The following is an 18597-nucleotide window of genomic DNA, read 5'->3' as shown; positions in this document are numbered from 1 at the left end:
AAAAAGTGATTTACAAAGCAAAAAGCCTGTGTTATAATTTATTCCTGTGATGAGCGGAGATGCTGGAATCGGCAGACAGGCATGTTTGAGGGGCATGTGTGAGTCATCACGTGAGGGTTCAAGTCCCTTTCTCCGCACCATGCAATGAAAGACCGTCGGTGGTTCGCCATCGGCGGTTTTTTTATTTTATGAAATTCTTAACTGCCCGTTTACATTTCGAAAAAGCCGTGTTATAATATCTTATCGTGAGCGGGAATGCTGGAATTGGCAGACAGGCATGATTCAGGATCATGTGTGTGTATGCACGTGGGGGTTCAAGTCCCTTTTCCCGCACCATTTTAAAGCCGTACGTTTATCGTGCGGCTTTTTGCGTATAATAAATAAATGAAAGAGGTGGTGTCATGAAAGAAGTTTTTCGGCGCATGGAAGCCCTTGCCGACGAAGGAAGTATTCACTACATAGAAAAAAACCGATCGGCGGTGGCGGTGGCTGCGGCGAAGATCGCCCAAAAGCCCGTGGTGCTGGCGGCCTTCGATCCCACGAAAAAAGGCGGTGCTCTTGGCTATTTCGAAGGCGCATCCCTTGTTCGGGCCGTTAAGCTGGCCGGGGAAGGGCAGGCACCACTCGTATTGTTGTGTCAATCTGCCGGAGCCGACATGGTTAGCGGCCAGCTGTCTCTTTCCGGCGCCGGATCGGTTTTTCGCGTCCTGAAAGCATTGGATACGCCGCGGGTGTATCTTTCTTACGGTCCCTGCATCGGCGCGGCGGCTTACATGGCCGGCCTTTGCGATGTGGTTCTCGCCCTTGAGGATGCATCGGCCTTCTGCCTCACGGGCCCGAAAATCGTGGCGCGAGCCATTTACGAAGAGACGAGCCTCGCGGCCATGGGCGGCGCGAAAGTCGTGGCCGAACGGGGCGGCGTTCATCTCCTGTCCGAAACGGAAGAAGCCATGATCGCCCATTGCCGCACCCTTATGGCTTTTTTAAGACAGAAGCAGGTGGCGGCCCTCCCGCCGCGTAAGGCGCGGGCTGAGGGGGAAACGGAGGATGTGATTCGCGCCGTTGTCGACGAAGATAGCGCCATTTATTTGTGGCCCCGGTGGGCGCAAAATGCCACGGCCCTCCTCGCGCGCATCGACGGCATGCGGGTAGGGGTATTTGCCAACAATCCCGAGGTGGCGGCGGGGGTACTGGACAAAGAGGCGGCGCTAAAGGCCGCGGCCTTCTATAAACTGTGCCGGCGCCTGCAATTGCCGGTGATCAGCTTGGCGGATACGCCGGGCTTTTTGCCCGGAGGTGCTTCGGAAGGAGAGGGCGTTATGGGAGCGGGTGCCGCAATGATGGAAGCTTACCTGGATCACGACGCAAAAAAAATCACCGTGGCCGTGGGAAATGTCCTCGGCGGCGCTTACATGGCCATGGGCTGCAGGGAAATGGGCGCCGACGCCTACTTCGCCTTGGAGCGGGCAAAAATCGGTGTCATGGGCGCGGAACTTGCGGCGGATATTTTGCATCTTGAAAAAGAAAATCTGGCAAGCTACCGAGCCATGCATCTTTCCGCCGAGGCGGCGAAAAAGAGCGGCCTGGTCGGCGAAATCCTGTCCGTCGAATCGTTGAGAAGGAAACTATCGGAGGTGCTGCGATGATTTTGCGGTCCCCGCTGCCGGGAAAAATTCTCAGGCTCTGCTTTAAGTCCGGGGAAGAAGTGAAAAAAGGCGACGTGCTTTGCATTCTCGAAAGCATGAAAATGCAAATTTCCATTTCCGCACCGACGGGGGGTGTGCTGCAGTGGAAAGTCGACGAAGGGGCGGTCGTGATGAGAGAGGAAATCATTACCGCCGTGAATCCGCGATAAAATTTCCCTTTTAAAAAAATTTATTTTGTATGAAAAATTCGACGATCCTCGGTATTGCCCCGTTACAGGGATTGCGAGCCGTATTTTATACGTTCGTTTTAGACAAATACTAGATTTTTTATAACGATTTTGATAAGATAGGGAAAGATGAAAGCTGAAGAGCCGAACGACGGGAAACCAAAACGGTCGCTCGTTGTAGTTGCAGGCAAAACGCTTGCCCGGCGATTCATTTCTTAGAATGCAAGGGGTGAAAGAATGGCAAAGACGAATCTCACTTTTTCTGTGGGCGGCGTTCACTTTGATGAACACAAAGAGCTGACAGAAGGAGTCGCTATTGAAGTTCTGCCTTCACCGAAGTTGGTTCGAATTCCTATGAGCCAACACATCGGTGCTCCGTGTAAACCTACGGTTGCCGTAGGCGATCACGTACTGAGAGGGCAAATTGTCGGTAATTCCGACGCGTTTATTTCCGCGGCCGTACATAGCAGTGTATCGGGCGAAGTTATAGCCATTGAAAAAGGCTATGCCGCTAACGGTATGTACACAGATATGGTCGTCATCGAAAACGACGGCAAGGACGATTTGGATCCTTCCGTCAAACCGGTAGAAAATTACAAAGACATGAGTATCGACGAAATTGTATCCTTGGTTAAAAACGCAGGGATCGTCGGTATGGGTGGCGCCGGCTTCCCGCTTCACGCAAAACTGAAGAGCGATGATCCGGTACTCGACATCGTTATTTTGAACGGCGCTGAATGTGAACCGTTCCTGACTTGTGACCACCGTCTCATGTTGGAACAAGCCGATGAATTATTCGCATCGTTAAAACTGTTCCAAGACCTTTATCAAACCGATGAAGCGTACTTAGCAATCGAACAAAACAAACCGGACGCCATTGAAAAGGCCAACGAAATGGTTAAAACCGAATACCCGACCTTAAAGGTCGCCACGATGCAGACCAAGTACCCGCAAGGGGACTCCAAGCGTCAATCGGAAGCCATCTGCGGCCGTATCGTTCCGCAAAACGGCGTAACCAACGACGTCGGCGTCTTCCTGACCAATGTTCAAACGTCGAAAGCCTACTACGATTTAATCGCCAAGGGCATGCCCTCCATCGAGCGGATCCTTACCGTATCCGGTTCCGGCATCGAAAATCCGAAGAACCTCTTGGTTCGCATCGGTACGCCGGTACAAGATATTCTGGATTACTGCGGCGTGAAAGATAATGTCGTCGAATACATCTGCGGCGGCCCCATGACAGGGAAGTCCATTTTCGACTTTAATTCGCCCGTCACCAAGACGACCTCCGGTATTTTGGCCTTCACCGATGTAGAAATCGATGATATGGAAGAAGGTCCCTGCATCCAATGCGGACGCTGCGTGGATCACTGCCCGGCCAATATTAACCCGACGCGTATTAACGCATCAATTTTGAGAAATCGAATTGACAAATGTCAGGAATACCATGCGGATCAATGCATGGAATGCGGCATTTGCTCGTTTGTATGTCCCGCAAAGCGCTATTTAAGCGAATCGACAAAACTCGCCAAACGCGAAGTGCGCGCCAATGCTCGTAAATAATAGGAGGTAGTCATGGAAAACAATGTAAAAACCAAATCTCCTAGTTTACAAGGAGACGGACGCTTCGTACAATTAGCGCCCCATATTCGTTCCAACGACACGGTCACCAAGATCATGCGCGACGTGCTCATCGCCTTGGCACCGGCCGTCGTGGGAAGTGTGTACTTCTTCGGAATGCAAGCACTTATAATTTATCTGATCAGCGTGATCTGCTGCGTGGGCAGTGAATTCCTGTTCCAAAAGATCACAAAGAAAGAATCTCAAATCGGCGACTTGTCCGCCATCGTAACCGGCGTTCTGCTCGCCATGAATATGCCCGCAGGCGTACCCTGGTACGTTCCCGCAATTTCCTCGATTTTTGCCATCGTCATCGTCAAAGAAGCCTTTGGCGGCATCGGCGGCAACTTCGTCAACCCGGCATTGGCCGGTCGTGCCATGGCAATGTTGTCCTGGCCCGCATTAATGGCAACCTACACGGCACCTGCCATGGCTAAAGTGGCTGAAACCGCCGATGCCGCATCGGCAGCGACGCCCCTTACCATCATCAAGGCCGGTCAACAACTGGATGCCCTTCCTCCGTTAAAGGATATGTTCCTCGGTAACATCGGCGGGGTAATCGGTGAAACATCCGCCCTTCTCTTATTAATCGGTGCCTGCTACTTATTGGTTCGCAAAGTCATCGACTGGAAGATCCCCGTGATCTACATCGCAACGACGGCCGTATTCCTTTTGATCTTCGGCGTCGGCACGGAACTGCTTCCCTACGAACTTCTCGGCGGCGGCTTGTTCCTCGGTGCATTCTTTATGGCGACGGACTACAGTTCCACACCCCAAGGGGATAAGGGCAAAATCATTTTTGCCATCGGCTGTGGTCTCTTAACGGCCGTCATTCGTATGAAGGGCAATATGGCCGAAGGTGTATCCTACTCCATCCTTCTTATGAACGTAGCAAGCCCCTTGATCGAACGTTTGACAAAAACGGAAGCTTATGGGGAGGCGAAGTAAATGAAGAATTATTTAAAGACGGGTCTTGTCCTCTTGGTTATTTCCGCAGTAGCGGCAGGACTTTTGGCTGTAGTAAACAGCTTTACCTCTGAAGTTATCGCACAAGCTGAATTCGAAAAATCCGTTCAGGCGTACCAAGATATTTACGGCGACAAAGCCGACAAATTCGAACCTTTGGACGAAGCGAAGAAAGCAGCCCTCGTTGAAAAATACAAAGAGATTCAAGATGTATTCGTAGCGAAAAAAGGCGACGAAATCGTCGGCTACGGCATTAACCACACGGGCAACGGTTATGGCGGCTCCATGACCAACGCTATCGGTCTTTTGAACGACGGAACCATTGCCGGTTTCAGAAACATTCAAAACGCCGAAACGCCCGGCATCGGTACGCAAATTACCGAAGCTCCCTACTTCGAACAATTTGTAGGCAAGTCCTTTAAAAACGGCGAAGTAAAAGGGAATAAAGATCCGCAAGCCGAAGATGAAATTCCGATGATCAGCGGAGCGACTATTTCATCTACCGCCGTACTCAAGGGAATTAATTCCATTCTTCCCGCTTACGAAGAAATTAGCGCAAAGTAGGGGGTAGTCATGAATTTAGGAAAAGTTTTTTCGAACAGTATCTTTAAAAACAATCCGATCTTTATGCAAATGATCGGTTTGTGTTCGGTATTGGCAATCAGTACCGCCGTCTCCTCGGCCATCGCCATGGGGATTGCAGTAACCTTCGTACTGATCTGCTCCAACGCCGTCGTCAGTCTCTTAAGAAACGTCATCCCGAACAACGTTCGGATTCCCGCGTTTATCGTCGTCATCGCAGCCTTCGTAACCTTAGTCGAAATGGTACTGCACGCATACAGCCCTGCGATCTACAATGCATTGGGTATCTTCTTGCCCTTGATCGTCGTTAACTGCTGTATCTTAGGTGAAGCGGAAGGTTTTGCTTATCAAAACAAAGTCGTTCCGTCCATCGTCGATGGTTTAGGGACAGGTATCGGCTATACTATGGCGATGTTGGCTATGGCCGTCGTAAGAGAACTCTTCGGTCACGGCACGCTGTTGGATATGCAAATCTTCCCCGAATCCTATCCCGGTATCGGAATCTTCACTTCCCCCGCCGGTGCATTTATTCTCTTAGGTCTGTGGATTGCCCTCTACCGCGGCATCATGGCTAAAAGAGCGTAGGGAGGTAGACTATGTCAACGATTTTAACGATTCTTATATCGACCATTTTAGTTAACAACTATATTTTCGCGAAGTTCCTCGGGATCTGCCCCTTCTTGGGCGTTTCCTCCAAAACTGAAACTGCCAAGGGCATGGGCGTCGCCGTTACTTTCGTCGTCGTCATCGCATCGGCCGTAACCTGGTTACTCCAACGCTTCGTCTTAGACGCATTCGGCTTGGAATACTTACAAACCATCGTGTTCATTCTCGTTATCGCCTCCTTAGTACAATTTGTCGAAATGTTTATTAAAAAATCATCTCCCTCTTTGTACTCGGCTATGGGCGTGTTCTTACCCTTGATTACCACCAACTGTATGGTACTGGGTGTTACCGTATTGAACATTCAAAGTGAATTCAATCTTTTCGAAGCCATCATTAACGGTTTGGGTGCATCCATCGGTTTCACCCTTGCACTGCTCTTATTAAGTGCCCTTCGTGAACGCATGGAAATCATGCCGATTCCGAAACCGTTACAAGGTGTCCCGATTGCGCTGATCAGTGCCGGTTTAATGGCCATCGCCTTTATGGGATTCCAAGGATTAGTATAGGGGGCGATTCACGTGAATGCACAAAACGTTATTTATGCAGTCATTATTTTAGGCTTGATGGGGCTTATCCTCGGCGCTGTGTTGGCATTTGCCGACAAGGTCTTTGCCGTGGACATGGATCCCCGCGTGGTTAATGTATTGGACGCACTGCCCGGCGCAAACTGCGGGGCCTGCGGTTTCCCCGGTTGTGCCGGGATGGCCGATGCCATCGTAGCCGGCGACGCACCGGTTAACGGATGCGCCATCGGCGGACAAGAAGTTGCTGAAAAAGTAGCTGAGATCATGGGCCAAGCGGCCGGCGACGTTGAAAAAGAAGTTGCCGTCGTTCGCTGCCAAGGGGACTGCGACAAGTCCAAAAACAAATACGAATACAACGGCTTGGTTGACTGCCGCTTGATCGGCGACTACGCGCGCGGATCCAAGGGCTGTGCTTCCGGCTGCTTGGGCGGCGGCACCTGCGTGAGCGTCTGTGAATTCGACGCCATCCACGTCAACAACGGCATCGCTTCCGTCGACAAGGAAAAATGTGTTGCTTGTAAGAAATGTATCGAGATTTGCCCGAAAAACATTATCGGTCTCATGCCCTACAAACAACAAACCGAAGTTAAATGCTCGACCCACGATCCGGGCAAGATTGTACGCACCAATTGCTCCATCGGATGTATCGCCTGCGGTCTCTGCGAAAAGAATTGTCCGAAAGACGCCATCCACGTCGAAGACAATTTGGCAAGCATCGACTACTCGAAGTGCATTAACTGCGGTATCTGCGCATCCAAGTGCCCCACCGGCGCGATCTTCGTAGAATATCCCGAACGCGTCGAAAAGATGAAAGAAAAAGAAAAACAAAAGAAGCTTCAAGCAGCGGAAGAAAAGAAAGCCGCAGCAAAGCCTGCTGAAAAAGAAAAAGTCGTCGCCGCAGACGACAACAGCAAAGTGCAATAAGCTTTTAAGACAGTAGTGTCGGCGAATTTCGTCGGCACTATTTTTATGGAATCGAAAGCATCCGCCGTAAACGCTCTGTGAAATCGGATTCGGTAATTGGCTCGATAAGGATAAAAGAAGTGTAGGGCAAACAGGGCGATGTGCGAAAACGAATCAAGGAATCGGGCGAGAAGGGGATTTACGTGATGTTAAATAGATTTAATCGTAAATCATTTCTTCAGCAGAAAACAACCATGAAGCCTCGGAAAAATGAATCCGAGGCTTTTGCTTTTTCCCCCACCGTGCTTCTTTTTCGGCCGCTTATCTATGATATAATTAACTGTTGAAAAAGGGGGAGCCATGAATAAAACCGATGTGATTATAGCCTTTGTCATCCTCGTCGTCGCCTTGGGCCTCGGGGCGACACAGTTGATTCCGAAAAAAGAACCGGCCCACGCTTACGTGAGCGTGCAAATCGACGGCAAAGAAGTGAAAAAAATTCCCATGGACGACGCCCATAGGGGAAAGACCTACACCTTCCACGCCCACGGCGGCACGAATCAATTAATCATCGACGAAAAAGGGGCAAGGATGACGGAATCCGATTGCCCCGACGGCATTTGTCTGAAGATGGCGCCCATTAAGCGGCAGGGAGAAATGATCGTTTGTCTTCCCCACCGGATCATCGCGGAAATCAAAAGCGACGAGACGCCCACCATGGATCTATTGTTGAGGTAAGCATGGATATTCGCAAACAAGTATTTTTAGGATTAATGGTCGCCATGGCCGTGGCCATCGGCTTTATCGAAACTATGATTCCCTTGCCCGTGCCTCTACCCGGGGCGCGCCTGGGTCTTTCCAATGTGGTGATTCTAACCACCATCGTGGTCTTCGGACCGAAAGAGGGTTTCGTCGTGGCGATATTGAAAAGCGTGCTTTTGATGCTGGTCACCGGCAATGTGACAAGCTTTTTTTACAGCGGCACCGGCGCCCTTCTCTCTTCCGTGGCCATGATCGTTTCTTTAAAAACAATTAAGAGCGCCTCACTCATCGGCATCAGTTTTATCGGATCCTTCTTTCACAATATCGGCCAGATCGCCACGGCCATCGTCATGGTCCATAATATGGGCCTGTTGGCCTACTTGCCTCTCTTGCTTTTATTGGGCCTGTTTACGGGCTATTTCGTCGGCCTCGCGGCAAGCTATGCGAGCCGCCACTTAGAAAAGATCGGAGTGCGTTTATGAGTCTTGTCTTGGCGTCCTCGTCTCCCCGCAGAAAAAAGTTGTTGGAAGATGGGGGATTTACCTTTGAAATTGAAAAACCGAGCTACGACGAAAGGCATTTGCGCCTGTCGCCTGCGGAGATCTACACCATGCAGCTGGCCCTGCAAAAGGCCATGAGCGTGAAAGAAAAACGGCCGGAGGATGTCATCGTCGCCGTGGATACGGTGGTGGTGTTGGGCGATAAGATCCTAGGAAAGCCGAAGGACCGCGCCGAGGCCGAGGAAATGCTCCGGGCCATGAAGGGGCGGACGCACCGGGTGATCAGCGCCTACGCCGTTTTAGGCGATGAGAAGTACGTGGACTACGATCAGTCTTTTGTGTGCTTCGAAGATTTCACCGAGGCGCAGATGAAAGCGTATTTGGATAAAAACACCTACATGGACAAGGCCGGAGCCTATGGCGTGCAGGAAATCGACGAATTTCAAATTACGGTGGAGGGCGCCATGGATACGGTCATCGGCATGCATGTGGCGTCCATCGAAGCGCAATTAAAGGGAATGAAAGGAGCGGACCGTGAGCGATAACGGGGAAAAGAAAAAACTTTTGGACTACGATCACGCCACTTTGCCGGAAGAAAAGCTCATGACTTACGGCGCCGAGGCCCTCTCCGACAGCGAATTGTTGGCGCTTTTTCTGCGCACCGGCACCACCGGCAGAACGGCCATCGAGGTGGCGCAGGATATTATCGACAGTTTGGAGCGAAAGTCCCCGTCGCGGCAAGGGCTGAGCTCTCTTTTCACCGGTACTTACGACGATTTTCTCTCCATAAAAGGCGTCGGCAAGAGCAAGGCCGCCCGCCTCGTGGGTATGGTGGAAATGGCGCGCAGGATGCGTCGGCCCATGGGCCGTTCCGTGCCGCTTAACACGCCGAAAGCCATTGCGGATTTCGTCATGCCGGATTTAATGGGCCTTCAGCACGAAGAATTTCGCGTCATCGGCCTCAATGTAAAGAAAGAGCTGCAGTTTGTGGAGTGCATTTCCAGAGGCACCTTGGACTGCACCGTGGTGCACCCACGCGACGTCTTTCAAGGGGCCATCGGGAAGAAATGCCATTCCATCGCCTTGGTACATAATCATCCGGCGGGAAATCCCCGGCCTTCCTCGGAAGACAGGAGCCTCACCGAGCGCTTGAAGCGGGCGGGAGAGCTTTTAGGCATTCCCGTGGTGGATCACATTATCGTCGGCGATCACAGTTTTTACAGTTTTTTAGAAGATGGAGCGTTGTAGGCCATGAAGCCTTTAAAAGAATTAAAGAAAAATTGGATAAAGCGAGGGGTACTCGTCCTTTTGTTTTTGTTTTTCGGCTTCACCTCCTTCGGCGCCGATGCCCTGCGGGCCGTGGAATTTGCCGTGGCCACCGCCGCAAGCCCCGTCACCGATACTTTGGGCACGGGCCTGAATTACGTGGGGGAAGGGGCGAGCAGCCTCATTCACGTCACTTCTCTAAGTGCCGAGAACAAGCGCATGAAAAAAGAACTGACGGAACTGAAAAGAGAAAACAAAAATCTGGAAGACATCGTCAATCGCTCCACCTTTTTGTCCAACGCCTATGCCATTCGAAACAATAGAAAGCTGGGCGCCGTGGACGCGCGGGTGACGGCCAAGTCCTCGGGCATGTATTTCCACCGCTTTACCATTAACAAGGGTTCCAAGGCGGGGATTTCCGCCGGCGACACGGTCATCGCCGCCATGACTAAGGGCGACGACGCTTCGGCGGAAGGGGTCATCGGCTATGTGACCAAGGTGACGCCCTATTCCGCTCAGGTGCGCAGCATTATCGACGAGGAAAACGCCATTAGCTTCAGAAGCATTCGCACCTCCGACGGCGGGGTGCTCCGCGGAGTCAACCGACGATTGGAGGGCTATGCCTTCGATCTTTACGCGGACATCGTGGTGGGAGACACCCTCTTTACCACGGGAATCGGCGACGGCTACGCGCCGGACATGTACATCGGCACCGTCAGCGAAGTGAGCACCGATGAAGACAAAATGGTGAAGAATATTAAGGTGGACAGCGGAATTAATTTCCACAACATCTACCGGGTGTTCGTACTGGCAGGTGGGAAATGAAACGAGTAAGCTACGTGCTTTTATTTCTCACGCCCTTTATTTACATGTCGCCCTTGTTCCAAAGTTTGCCGCCGATTCTTCGCGGCTACTTGCCGGCGGCGGCGATTTTTATTTTCTTCCGCCTCGGTAAAAATCAGGCGCTGGCCTTTGCTTTTTTGTCGGCCCTTATTATGGATGCGGCCATTGCGGCGGCCATCGGGCCTTATGTGCTTTTGCACGGCCTGTTTTTTGCCGCGGCATTTTTGTGGATGCGCCTCATTCCCCATCCTTCGCCGATGGCTACGGGTGTGGCCGTAGGCGTCACGGCGGCCGTGGCGGAATTGGTCTTTTTTATTCTCCTCGTGATCTTCGGTTGGGACGTGAGCATGGCGGATTCTTCCGCATTTTTCATTGTACCTCTGTCCACGGGCATCTACGCCGCCCTCATGAGCCATTACTTCTTAAAAGATATGACGGATTACAGAGTCCTCGAAAGGGATAGCGATGCATAATTTTTGGGAAAAAGCGAAGAAATGGGATCGCTACAAGATCTTCACATCGATCATGGCCGTTCTCTTTATCTTCCTTTTGTTGCAACTCTTTCATATTACCTTGATTCAGGGCCACAAGTACCGCAAGCTCGCCGACGAGCGACGGGTAAAAGACATTGCCATTACGGCGCAGCGAGGCAAGATCCGCGACCGAAACGGCGTGGTTTTGGCGGGAAACCGGCCTGTTTTTGCCGTGCAAATTCGAAAAGACGAGCTGGATCGCTTCACTCGGGAGGAGAAAAATGACGCCTATTTGCTCCTGAGCCGCTATTTGGAAGAAGACGGGGCCGGCCATATGAAGGCCAATCCGATTCTTTTAAACAGCTTCGTTTACAAGGATTTAAACGATTACAAAAGTGGCGAAAAGCCCGCCTCCGCGGTCCTCGATGCCCTTATGGACAAGGACAAGCTCGCAGCCTTTCTCGGCGGCCGCCTGAAAAAGCCCTATCGGGGCCACTACGGCTATTCCGTCATCAATCAGCTTCTTCGTCAACGGGTGTTTCAAGAAGGGGGCATGGTCCGCGTCGGCGGACGGGTGGATTACACCGATCCGCAAAAGGCCGCCCGCTTTAAGGAACGTTACGGCCTGGCTCAGGCCACCGGTGCCGAGGAAGATTTAATCGCGTTTTTGCTGGATCACCCCATGTATGTGGAAGAAATTCTGGCCCATCCAATCGGGCGAAAGCTGGCCTATGACATCGTGAAAAGCGACGTGCCTACGGTGGGACTAAGAAGCTACGGCAACGAATACTACGACGGCTACATTCAGGCGAAAGTGCGTCTCATGGATGTGTCCAAAGACGTGAGCTGGTCTTCGACCGCGGCTGAGGATTTAATCGCCGTATTAAAGGAGCGGGATCCGGAAAAATTCCTCCTCTCCGACGAAAAGGTCTTAAATGATTGTGTGGATTTCGCCGTAAAAAAAGGCGCGGACCTGGAGGTAACGAAGCAAAACGACAAGACCGTGGTAGTGGATAAAAAGGGCAATTTAGCCAACGAACAATTGGTGAAGTTGATCACCGCCAAGAAGTATCGAAAAGATTTCGCCGCCCTCGATGGCATGGCCGAGGCTGTACAGGGCTACTTAATCGACGAGGGCATGGCCACGGGCATTTCCGTCAGCGGGGAGGAGCCCGCCTACACCCAGCTAAACAACGCCATCGACCTGGCGAAGGGGGCGGGGCTTAAGGGCGCCGCCTCGTCGAAAGAAATCTTCGAGGCGCGTCGCGACCGCTTCGACATCGACAAGACCCTGAGCCCCTACGAAGTTTTCGGCATTTTAAATGTCTACGACGCCATCGGCAGCCAGGGCAGCTACGCCTACATGCCCATTAATTACGCCTACGAAATTCAAGACGAAACCGTGGCGAAAATCGAAGAGAAGCTTTCTAATCGCTCGGGAATTCACATTTCCGTGGAGCCCATTCGCTATTATCCCGAGGGGAATCTAGGCGCCCACGTGTTGGGCTACATCGGAAACATCGCCCAAGACAAGGAAATCGAGAAGTACATTAAAAAGGGCGGCTACAATCGCAACGATCTCATCGGAAAGACCGGCATGGAGCAGGTATTCGAAGACAGGCTCAAGGGCACCGACGGCAGAAAAACCGTCTCCGTGGATTCTTCGGGAAACACCACCGGTGTGATCCGCGAAGTGAAGCCCGAGCCGGGGGGCGACGTGCGCCTGAGCATCGACATCGAGCTGCAAAAAAAGGCGGAGGAAAGCTTGGCCTCGACGCTTCAACAAATTCGCACCGCCACGCCCTATGTGTCCCCCTGGGGCACTTTCCAATACCTGACCAGTCGGGAAAAAGGCACGGCTTTTAAAAACGCCCAATCCGGCGCCGTGGTAGTCACCGACGTGCACACAGGGGAAGTATTGGCCCTGGCCAATTACCCATCCTACGACCCGAATCTCTTCGCCAAGGGGATCAATCCCTCGGCTTGGGAAAGCCTAAAGCCGAAAGAAGAAGACAATCAACTGGCCCCGCGGCCTTTGTATAATATCGCCATGCAATCGGCGATTCAGCCGGGGAGTATTTTTAAAATGGTAACGGGCTCCGTGGCTCTGGAAAAGGGTCTGGATCCGGACATGGAAATTCCCGACGGCGGCTATGTGGACATCGGCGGCAGGACCTTCGGCTGTTGGCTCTGGAATCAAAACCGACAGGTGCACGGCAACGAGACCCTGGCCTACGCCTTAAGGGATTCCTGTAACTATTACTTTTACTCATTGGGTCTCGGCAAAGATCAACGACGAAACGTGGATCTGGGCATTCAAGTGAAGCCCGATGAAATCGCAGCCATGGCCAAACGCTACGGCTTAGGGGATCGAACGGGCCTGGAAATCGCCATTCCGAGAGAAAGCAAAGGTACCATTCCCGATCCCGAGTCGAAGAAAAAAACATTGAAGGCCCTGTTGCGTCGCCACTTAAACGAAAATCGCTCCGTCTACATGGCGGACATACATTCCGACAAGGAACGGGACAAAGCGGTGGATGCCATTGTCAATTCCCTGGACGACGAAACGCCCATGACCCGCGACGAGGTCTACACCTTCTTAAAAGATTTGCATGTGGACGGAGAGAAGAAGGGCAAGGGTCAGCGGGTGTCTTTGGCCGATCTCTTAAAATACACCTACATCGACCAATCCAAATGGACCATGGCGGATACCATGAACGTGGTCATCGGCCAGGGCTCCAACGCCTACACGCCGGTTGAAATGGCCCGCTACGCCATGGCACTGGCCAACGGCGGCGACCTGTATCCCCTCACCTTGCTGACTGGGAAAGACCACAAGAAGGACGCGGTGAAATCCGTGGGCTTAAAGCCGAAGTACTACAAGGATCTGCGCGAGGGCATGAAGCTCGTGGCCCTGTCGGGTCTGAACGCAAATTTATTTGAAAAGTTTCCCGTGGAAGTGGCCATGAAGACGGGGAGCGCCGAGCGGGCCGGGGTGAATCCCTACACCAAGGAAAGCTACGACGCCTTCGCCTGGCAAGTAGGCTACGCGCCGGCGGAGGATCCCGAGATCGCCGTTACCGTCGTCTTGTTCCAAGGGGGCAACGGCGCCAACTGCGGGCCCATTATGCAACAAGTATTGGCCCAGTATTTCGGCTTCTACAAAGAAATCAAAGATGAAACCCTCCCGACGGAAACGGGATTGGAAACGGAGTAAGTATGATCACTGTCATTATTTCAACGGTTGGCGGCTGCGGCACGAGCACCATGGCTCGGGATTTCGCCAAAGAGGCGAAGGGCCTTTTAATCGAGGCTTCCAACCGCACCCGTGTGCAGGATTTGTTTTTAGACGAGGCAACCGACGCCATTGAAGACTACATGGATTTTCTTCGGGGAAAGCCCCTTTGCGACGTGGTGATCCAAGGGGACGGCTACGACTTCATTCAGGGGAATATTTTTCACGATCTGGAAGAAATCGACGACGATGATTTTTTCAAGGCGGTAGATAATTTCGGTGACGACGATGTCTTCGTGGACCTGTCCCGTTACAGAGAGAAAGATCTTCTGAATTGGGCCAAGGTCGCCGACGTGATCTACTGCGTCGTGGTCAATCGTCCGGGCTCGATTCGCAATCTGGACCGCATCCGATTTATCTTGAGAAGGAACAAATGCCCCGCCAAGGTGGTAGTAGTATTGAATCGTTTAAAACCCGGAGACAGAGAAGCGATGGAAGGCATCGAAAACCTGTATCTCGACGACGCCCTTTATTTTAACGAAGTGCAAAAGCCTTCCTTTTCCCTGAAAGGCGGAAGGGCTGATGGTGGGGAGAAGAAGTCCTTCTGGTCCTTTCTTAAAGGCCGCTAGAGACGATTTTTAGAAAGAGGTTTCCATGATAGACGCGCAACGACTGGAAAAATGTTTAAAAAAAGTGGAGAAGCCCGCCCGCTACATCGGCGGCGAATTAAATAGTGTGGTGAAAGAAGAGGCGGCCCTTCGCTTTTGCTTCTGCTTTCCCGACGTGTACGAAGTGGGCATGAGCCATTTGGGCATGCAGATTTTGTATTTCGCCATGAACGAGACGGACTACGCCTGCGAGCGCGCCTTCGCTCCCTGGCCGGACATGGCGGAGGCCATGAAAAACGAAGCCATTCCCCTTTACAGCCTGGAGACGAAGAGGCCCCTTTCGGAATTTGACGTGGTGGGCTTTACCCTGCAATACGAAATGAGCTACACCAACATTCTCTATATGTTGGATCTCGGGCAGATCACCCTCCTTGCAAATGAGCGCGGGGAAGAAGAACCCTTCGTCATGGCCGGCGGGCCCTGTGCCACGACGCCGGAGCCCTTGGCGGATTTTATGGACTGCTTTTTAATCGGCGAAGGGGAGCATTTAAATATTCAGGTCATGGACAAGGTCAAAGAGGGAAGAGACGCGGGCCTTTCCAGGAAAGAAATTCTCCGCTCCCTGGCTACCATCGAAGGGGTCTACGTTCCCTCCCTTTACGAAGTAACCTACAACGAAGACGGCACAATAAAAAACCACGCGCCCACGGCGGCCGAAGCGAAGCCCTTGATCAAGCGGGTGCGCCTCCACGACATGAACGCCACCTTCCAACTGGATCGGCAAATCGTGCCCTTTTTGGAGACGGTGCACGACCGGGCGGTCATCGAATTGTTCCGCGGCTGCACCCAGGGCTGTCGCTTCTGTCAGGCGGGGATGATGTATCGGCCCATTCGCGAGCGAAGCGTGGACACCTTAACGGACATGGCCGAATCCATTTTAAAAAATACGGGCTACGACGAAATTTCTCTCACGTCCCTTTCCTCCTGCGACTACACCCACCTCATGCCCTTGGTGCAGGAGCTGAGTTACACCTATGAGGAAAAAAACGTGGGGATCAGCCTGCCCTCCCTGCGCCTGGACAGCTTTATCGTGGACGTATTGAAAGAAATCGAGAAAGTGCGCAAAAGCGGGCTCACCTTTGCCCCGGAGGCGGGGAGTCAGCGCATGCGGGATGTAATCAACAAAAACGTTACGGAAGAGGACTTGATGCGTGTCGTAAACGCCGTCTTTAAGGAAGGCTGGAGTCGAATCAAACTCTACTTTATGATCGGCCTACCCGGCGAAACCATGGAGGACGTCTTGGGCATCGCCCACTTGGCCTACAAGGTGAAGGACGCCTTCTTTAATCGACCGAAAGAAGAAATTCAGGGGAATTTCCGCGTCACCGCCTCCGCCTCCTGCTTCGTGCCCAAAGGCTTTACGCCCTTTCAGTGGGAAAGGCAGGACACCATCGACGAATTTTTCGAAAAGATCCACGCCGTGAAAGGGGCGGTGCGGGATCCGAAAGTGAAATTTCAATACCACGAGCCCTACCTTTCTCGCATGGAAGGGATCCTGGCCCGAGGCGACCGGCGCGTGGGCAAACTCATCTTGCGGGCCTACGAAAACGGCCAAATCTTTGACGGCTGGAGCGAATTTTTCCGCTACGATGTGTGGGTCAAGTCCATGGAGGAGGCGGGCATCGACGGCGACTTTTACGCCAATCGTCTGCGGGAGAAGGACGAAATCCTTCCCTGGGACTTCATCGACATCGGCGTGAAGAAAGCCTATTTGTGGAACGAGTACGAAAAATCCAAGGCGGCGCTGACCACGCCGGATTGCCGCAAAAAATGCAACGGTTGCGGCATCGAAAATTGCGAAATGTGGGGTGAATTTCATGCAACTGCGCATGGCATTTAAAAAGACGGGCATGATTAAATTCATTTCCCATTTGGACACGATCCGCCTCTTCAATCGGGCTATTCAACGGGCCGACGTGCCCATCCTCTGGTCCGAGGGCTTTAATCCTCATCAAAAGCTGTCCATCGCCCAGCCCTTGAGTGTGGGCATGGAGAGCGAATTCGAGGTCATGGATCTGGAAGTGGAAGACGGCGCCGATCCCGAAAAGATTAAAGCCATGCTCAATGAAGCCTTGCCCGAGGGCATGGAGATCATCGAAGCCACGGCAGATTTCGACCCGAAATCGGTGTTTGAGCGCATCGCCAAGACCCAATACCGCTTTTTCTTTCCCGCGGCCCATTACGGCAGCGCGGATGAACTGAAAAAAATGGCGGAGGATGCCATGGAACAAGACGAAATCCTCGTTCGTCGGCGGAAGAAAAAAGGCAAGAAGCGCATCGTCGTGGAAGAAGACATAAAAGACGGCATCTTTTCTTTGGAATGGAAAGAAGAGGCATCCGGAACCTCCCTTTACGCCGTCTTGCGTGCGGGGGCCAACGGCAATCTGCGGCCTGACCGCTTTTTAATGGGCCTGTTCGAATCCCGCGGCGTGGATATCGACTACATTCAAATTCGTCGGATCAAAAGTTGGGACGGTGACGATCATGAAGTACGGCTCTAACAACTATTTGTTTGCTGACGGAGAAGAACCGAAGATCATGGGCCTTATTTCAGAAGGCGAGATACGGGCGATTCATCTCCTGTCCAATCCCTCCCAGGTGGGAAATATTTACCGGGGCTACGTGAAAAATGTCTTGCCCGCCATGGACTGCGCCTTTGTGGATTTCGGGGAAGACGAAAACGGGTACCTGCCCATGAAAAACGTCTATCCCAAAGCGTACCGGGAAAAAATTAAAGGTGGCGACTCCATTATCGTGGAAGTAAAAAAGTCACCCTTGGATCAAAAACGGGCCGTGCTTTCCATGGACTACAGCCTTCGCGGCGAAAACATCGTCCTCTTGCCGAAATCCTCGGGGATTCGCATTTCCAAGCGCATCGACGACGGAGAGATAAGAAAGCGCCTCACGGATTGGGCCCATGGACTGAATGCCTCGGCGGGCATGATTATTCGCACGGAAGCCGCATCTTGTCAGCCGGCCCACATGGCTATGGAATACGAACACTTGCGGCAATTAATGGAAAAAATCGAAGGCTCCGTCAACTTTCTTCCGAAGAGCCAACTTCTTTTGACGCAGGACCGGGGCATGGACGTGCTCAATCGCCACAGAGACCTTCCCATGGTGGTCAACGACAAAAAGTTGATTGACCGCCTGCCGAATTACTTAAACTGCGTCGTGGACCCGTCCTTCAGCATTCGCTCCACGGCCAAGTGGCGCAGCCAGTGGAATTCCATTTTTCAAAAGACCCTGCCCCTTCCCTCCGGCGGCAATGTGGTCATGGATGCCGCGGAAGGCGCCTATGTAGCGGATGTGAATATGGCGGCGGTGAAAAAGAAGGGTTCCTTCGACGCCATGCGCATGAAAGTGAACAGGGAAGCGGCAAAAGAGATCGCCAAACAGATTCATCTCAGAAATCTGAGCGGCATGATCGTGGTGGATTTCGTCCATGGCATGAGCGAAGCGCAAATGGAAGATCTCACGACGTTTATGAAAGAAGCTCTGTCGGAAGATGCCATGATTACCACGGTCTACGGCTTCAGCGCCATGGGCCTTTTCGAAATCGCCCGGGAGCGAAAAGAACTGCCCTTTGAGCAACAGCTTCAAGTTGCGGAAGAAAGGCACAGGGAAGCCGTAAAAAATAAATTAAAACGAGATAAAGAATTGTAATTCACTACCATATGTGGTAATATACTCTGATGTAACCGCACCTTATAGGT

At 52.2% G+C, this 18597-nt stretch carries 19 protein-coding genes and 2 tRNA genes; all 21 read left to right on the top strand.

Annotated elements, in window-relative coordinates; translation table 11 throughout:
- The first annotated feature begins 53 nt into the window (after positions 1–53).
- The 21 genes from OCV31_RS00900 (at position 54) to OCV31_RS00800 (ending at position 18547) form a co-directional block, all read left to right on the top strand.
- Positions 54–140: transfer RNA gene (locus tag OCV31_RS00900), tRNA-Leu, on the top strand.
- Between the two features lie 109 nt (positions 141–249).
- Positions 250–336 (top strand) — tRNA-Leu (locus tag OCV31_RS00895).
- 65 nt (positions 337–401) lie between these two features.
- Positions 402–1646, top strand: a complete 1245-nt coding sequence (locus OCV31_RS00890; protein WP_148471721.1) for a carboxyl transferase domain-containing protein — start codon at positions 402–404, stop codon at positions 1644–1646.
- Complete coding sequence (locus OCV31_RS00885) at positions 1643–1855, top strand: acetyl-CoA carboxylase biotin carboxyl carrier protein subunit (protein WP_148471719.1); 213 nt, start codon at positions 1643–1645, stop codon at positions 1853–1855. Before OCV31_RS00890 ends, OCV31_RS00885 begins: the two co-directional genes overlap by 4 nt.
- Before the next feature lie 255 nt (positions 1856–2110).
- Positions 2111–3436: an electron transport complex subunit RsxC gene (gene rsxC / locus OCV31_RS00880; RefSeq protein WP_148471717.1), complete on the top strand. Its 1326-nt coding sequence runs from the start codon at positions 2111–2113 to the stop codon at positions 3434–3436.
- Between the two features lie 12 nt (positions 3437–3448).
- Positions 3449–4441 carry an RnfABCDGE type electron transport complex subunit D gene (locus OCV31_RS00875; RefSeq protein ID WP_148471715.1) on the top strand — a complete coding sequence of 331 codons (993 nt, stop codon included), beginning with the start codon at positions 3449–3451 and terminating at the stop codon, positions 4439–4441.
- Entirely contained in the window at positions 4442–5023 is a 582-nt protein-coding gene (locus OCV31_RS00870) for an RnfABCDGE type electron transport complex subunit G (protein ID WP_148471713.1), read from the top strand.
- 9 nt (positions 5024–5032) lie between these two features.
- Positions 5033–5626, top strand: coding sequence for an electron transport complex subunit RsxE (gene rsxE / locus OCV31_RS00865; RefSeq protein WP_148471711.1), 594 nt, complete (start codon positions 5033–5035; stop codon positions 5624–5626).
- A gap of 11 nt (positions 5627–5637) precedes the next feature.
- Positions 5638–6213 carry an electron transport complex subunit RsxA gene (gene rsxA, locus OCV31_RS00860; protein WP_148471709.1) on the top strand — a complete coding sequence of 192 codons (576 nt, stop codon included), beginning with the start codon at positions 5638–5640 and terminating at the stop codon, positions 6211–6213.
- Positions 6214–6225: 12 nt separating this feature from the next.
- The gene (gene rnfB, locus OCV31_RS00855) at positions 6226–7155 is read left to right on the top strand and encodes an RnfABCDGE type electron transport complex subunit B (protein ID WP_148471707.1); all 930 of its coding nucleotides are present in this window, start codon (positions 6226–6228) and stop codon (positions 7153–7155) included.
- Between the two features lie 339 nt (positions 7156–7494).
- Positions 7495–7872, top strand: a complete 378-nt coding sequence (locus OCV31_RS00850; protein WP_148471705.1) for a NusG domain II-containing protein — start codon at positions 7495–7497, stop codon at positions 7870–7872.
- Between the two features lie 2 nt (positions 7873–7874).
- Complete coding sequence (locus OCV31_RS00845) at positions 7875–8378, top strand: Gx transporter family protein (protein ID WP_148471703.1); 504 nt, start codon at positions 7875–7877, stop codon at positions 8376–8378.
- Positions 8375–8941: a Maf family protein gene (locus OCV31_RS00840; protein ID WP_148471701.1), complete on the top strand. Its 567-nt coding sequence runs from the start codon at positions 8375–8377 to the stop codon at positions 8939–8941. The genes OCV31_RS00845 and OCV31_RS00840 overlap by 4 nt, the downstream gene beginning before the upstream one ends.
- Positions 8931–9644: a RadC family protein gene (gene radC, locus OCV31_RS00835; RefSeq protein ID WP_148471699.1), complete on the top strand. Its 714-nt coding sequence runs from the start codon at positions 8931–8933 to the stop codon at positions 9642–9644. Before OCV31_RS00840 ends, radC begins: the two co-directional genes overlap by 11 nt.
- A gap of 3 nt (positions 9645–9647) precedes the next feature.
- Entirely contained in the window at positions 9648–10487 is an 840-nt protein-coding gene (mreC, locus tag OCV31_RS00830; RefSeq protein WP_148471697.1) for a rod shape-determining protein MreC, read from the top strand.
- Complete coding sequence (locus OCV31_RS00825; RefSeq protein WP_148471695.1) at positions 10484–10978, top strand: hypothetical protein; 495 nt, start codon at positions 10484–10486, stop codon at positions 10976–10978. Before mreC ends, OCV31_RS00825 begins: the two co-directional genes overlap by 4 nt.
- Positions 10971–14195, top strand: coding sequence for a penicillin-binding transpeptidase domain-containing protein (locus tag OCV31_RS00820; protein WP_148471693.1), 3225 nt, complete (start codon positions 10971–10973; stop codon positions 14193–14195). The genes OCV31_RS00825 and OCV31_RS00820 overlap by 8 nt, the downstream gene beginning before the upstream one ends.
- A gap of 2 nt (positions 14196–14197) precedes the next feature.
- Positions 14198–14842 (top strand): hypothetical protein, encoded by a 645-nt coding sequence (locus OCV31_RS00815; protein ID WP_148471691.1) that lies wholly within the window; start codon positions 14198–14200, stop codon positions 14840–14842.
- A 25-nt stretch (positions 14843–14867) separates the two neighbouring features.
- Positions 14868–16721, top strand: coding sequence for a TIGR03960 family B12-binding radical SAM protein (locus tag OCV31_RS00810; RefSeq protein WP_148471688.1), 1854 nt, complete (start codon positions 14868–14870; stop codon positions 16719–16721).
- The gene (locus tag OCV31_RS00805; RefSeq protein WP_148471686.1) at positions 16699–17382 is read left to right on the top strand and encodes a TIGR03936 family radical SAM-associated protein; all 684 of its coding nucleotides are present in this window, start codon (positions 16699–16701) and stop codon (positions 17380–17382) included. Before OCV31_RS00810 ends, OCV31_RS00805 begins: the two co-directional genes overlap by 23 nt.
- Positions 17366–18547: a ribonuclease E/G gene (locus OCV31_RS00800; protein ID WP_148471683.1), complete on the top strand. Its 1182-nt coding sequence runs from the start codon at positions 17366–17368 to the stop codon at positions 18545–18547. The genes OCV31_RS00805 and OCV31_RS00800 overlap by 17 nt, the downstream gene beginning before the upstream one ends.
- Positions 18548–18597: the final 50 nt, after the last annotated feature.

The organism is Aedoeadaptatus acetigenes (assembly GCF_025566985.1).
Lineage (GTDB): Bacteria > Bacillota > Clostridia > Tissierellales > Peptoniphilaceae > Aedoeadaptatus > Aedoeadaptatus acetigenes.
The sequence above is the reverse complement of the archived record's forward strand: the minus strand, read 5'-3'. Positions and strand labels throughout refer to the sequence as shown.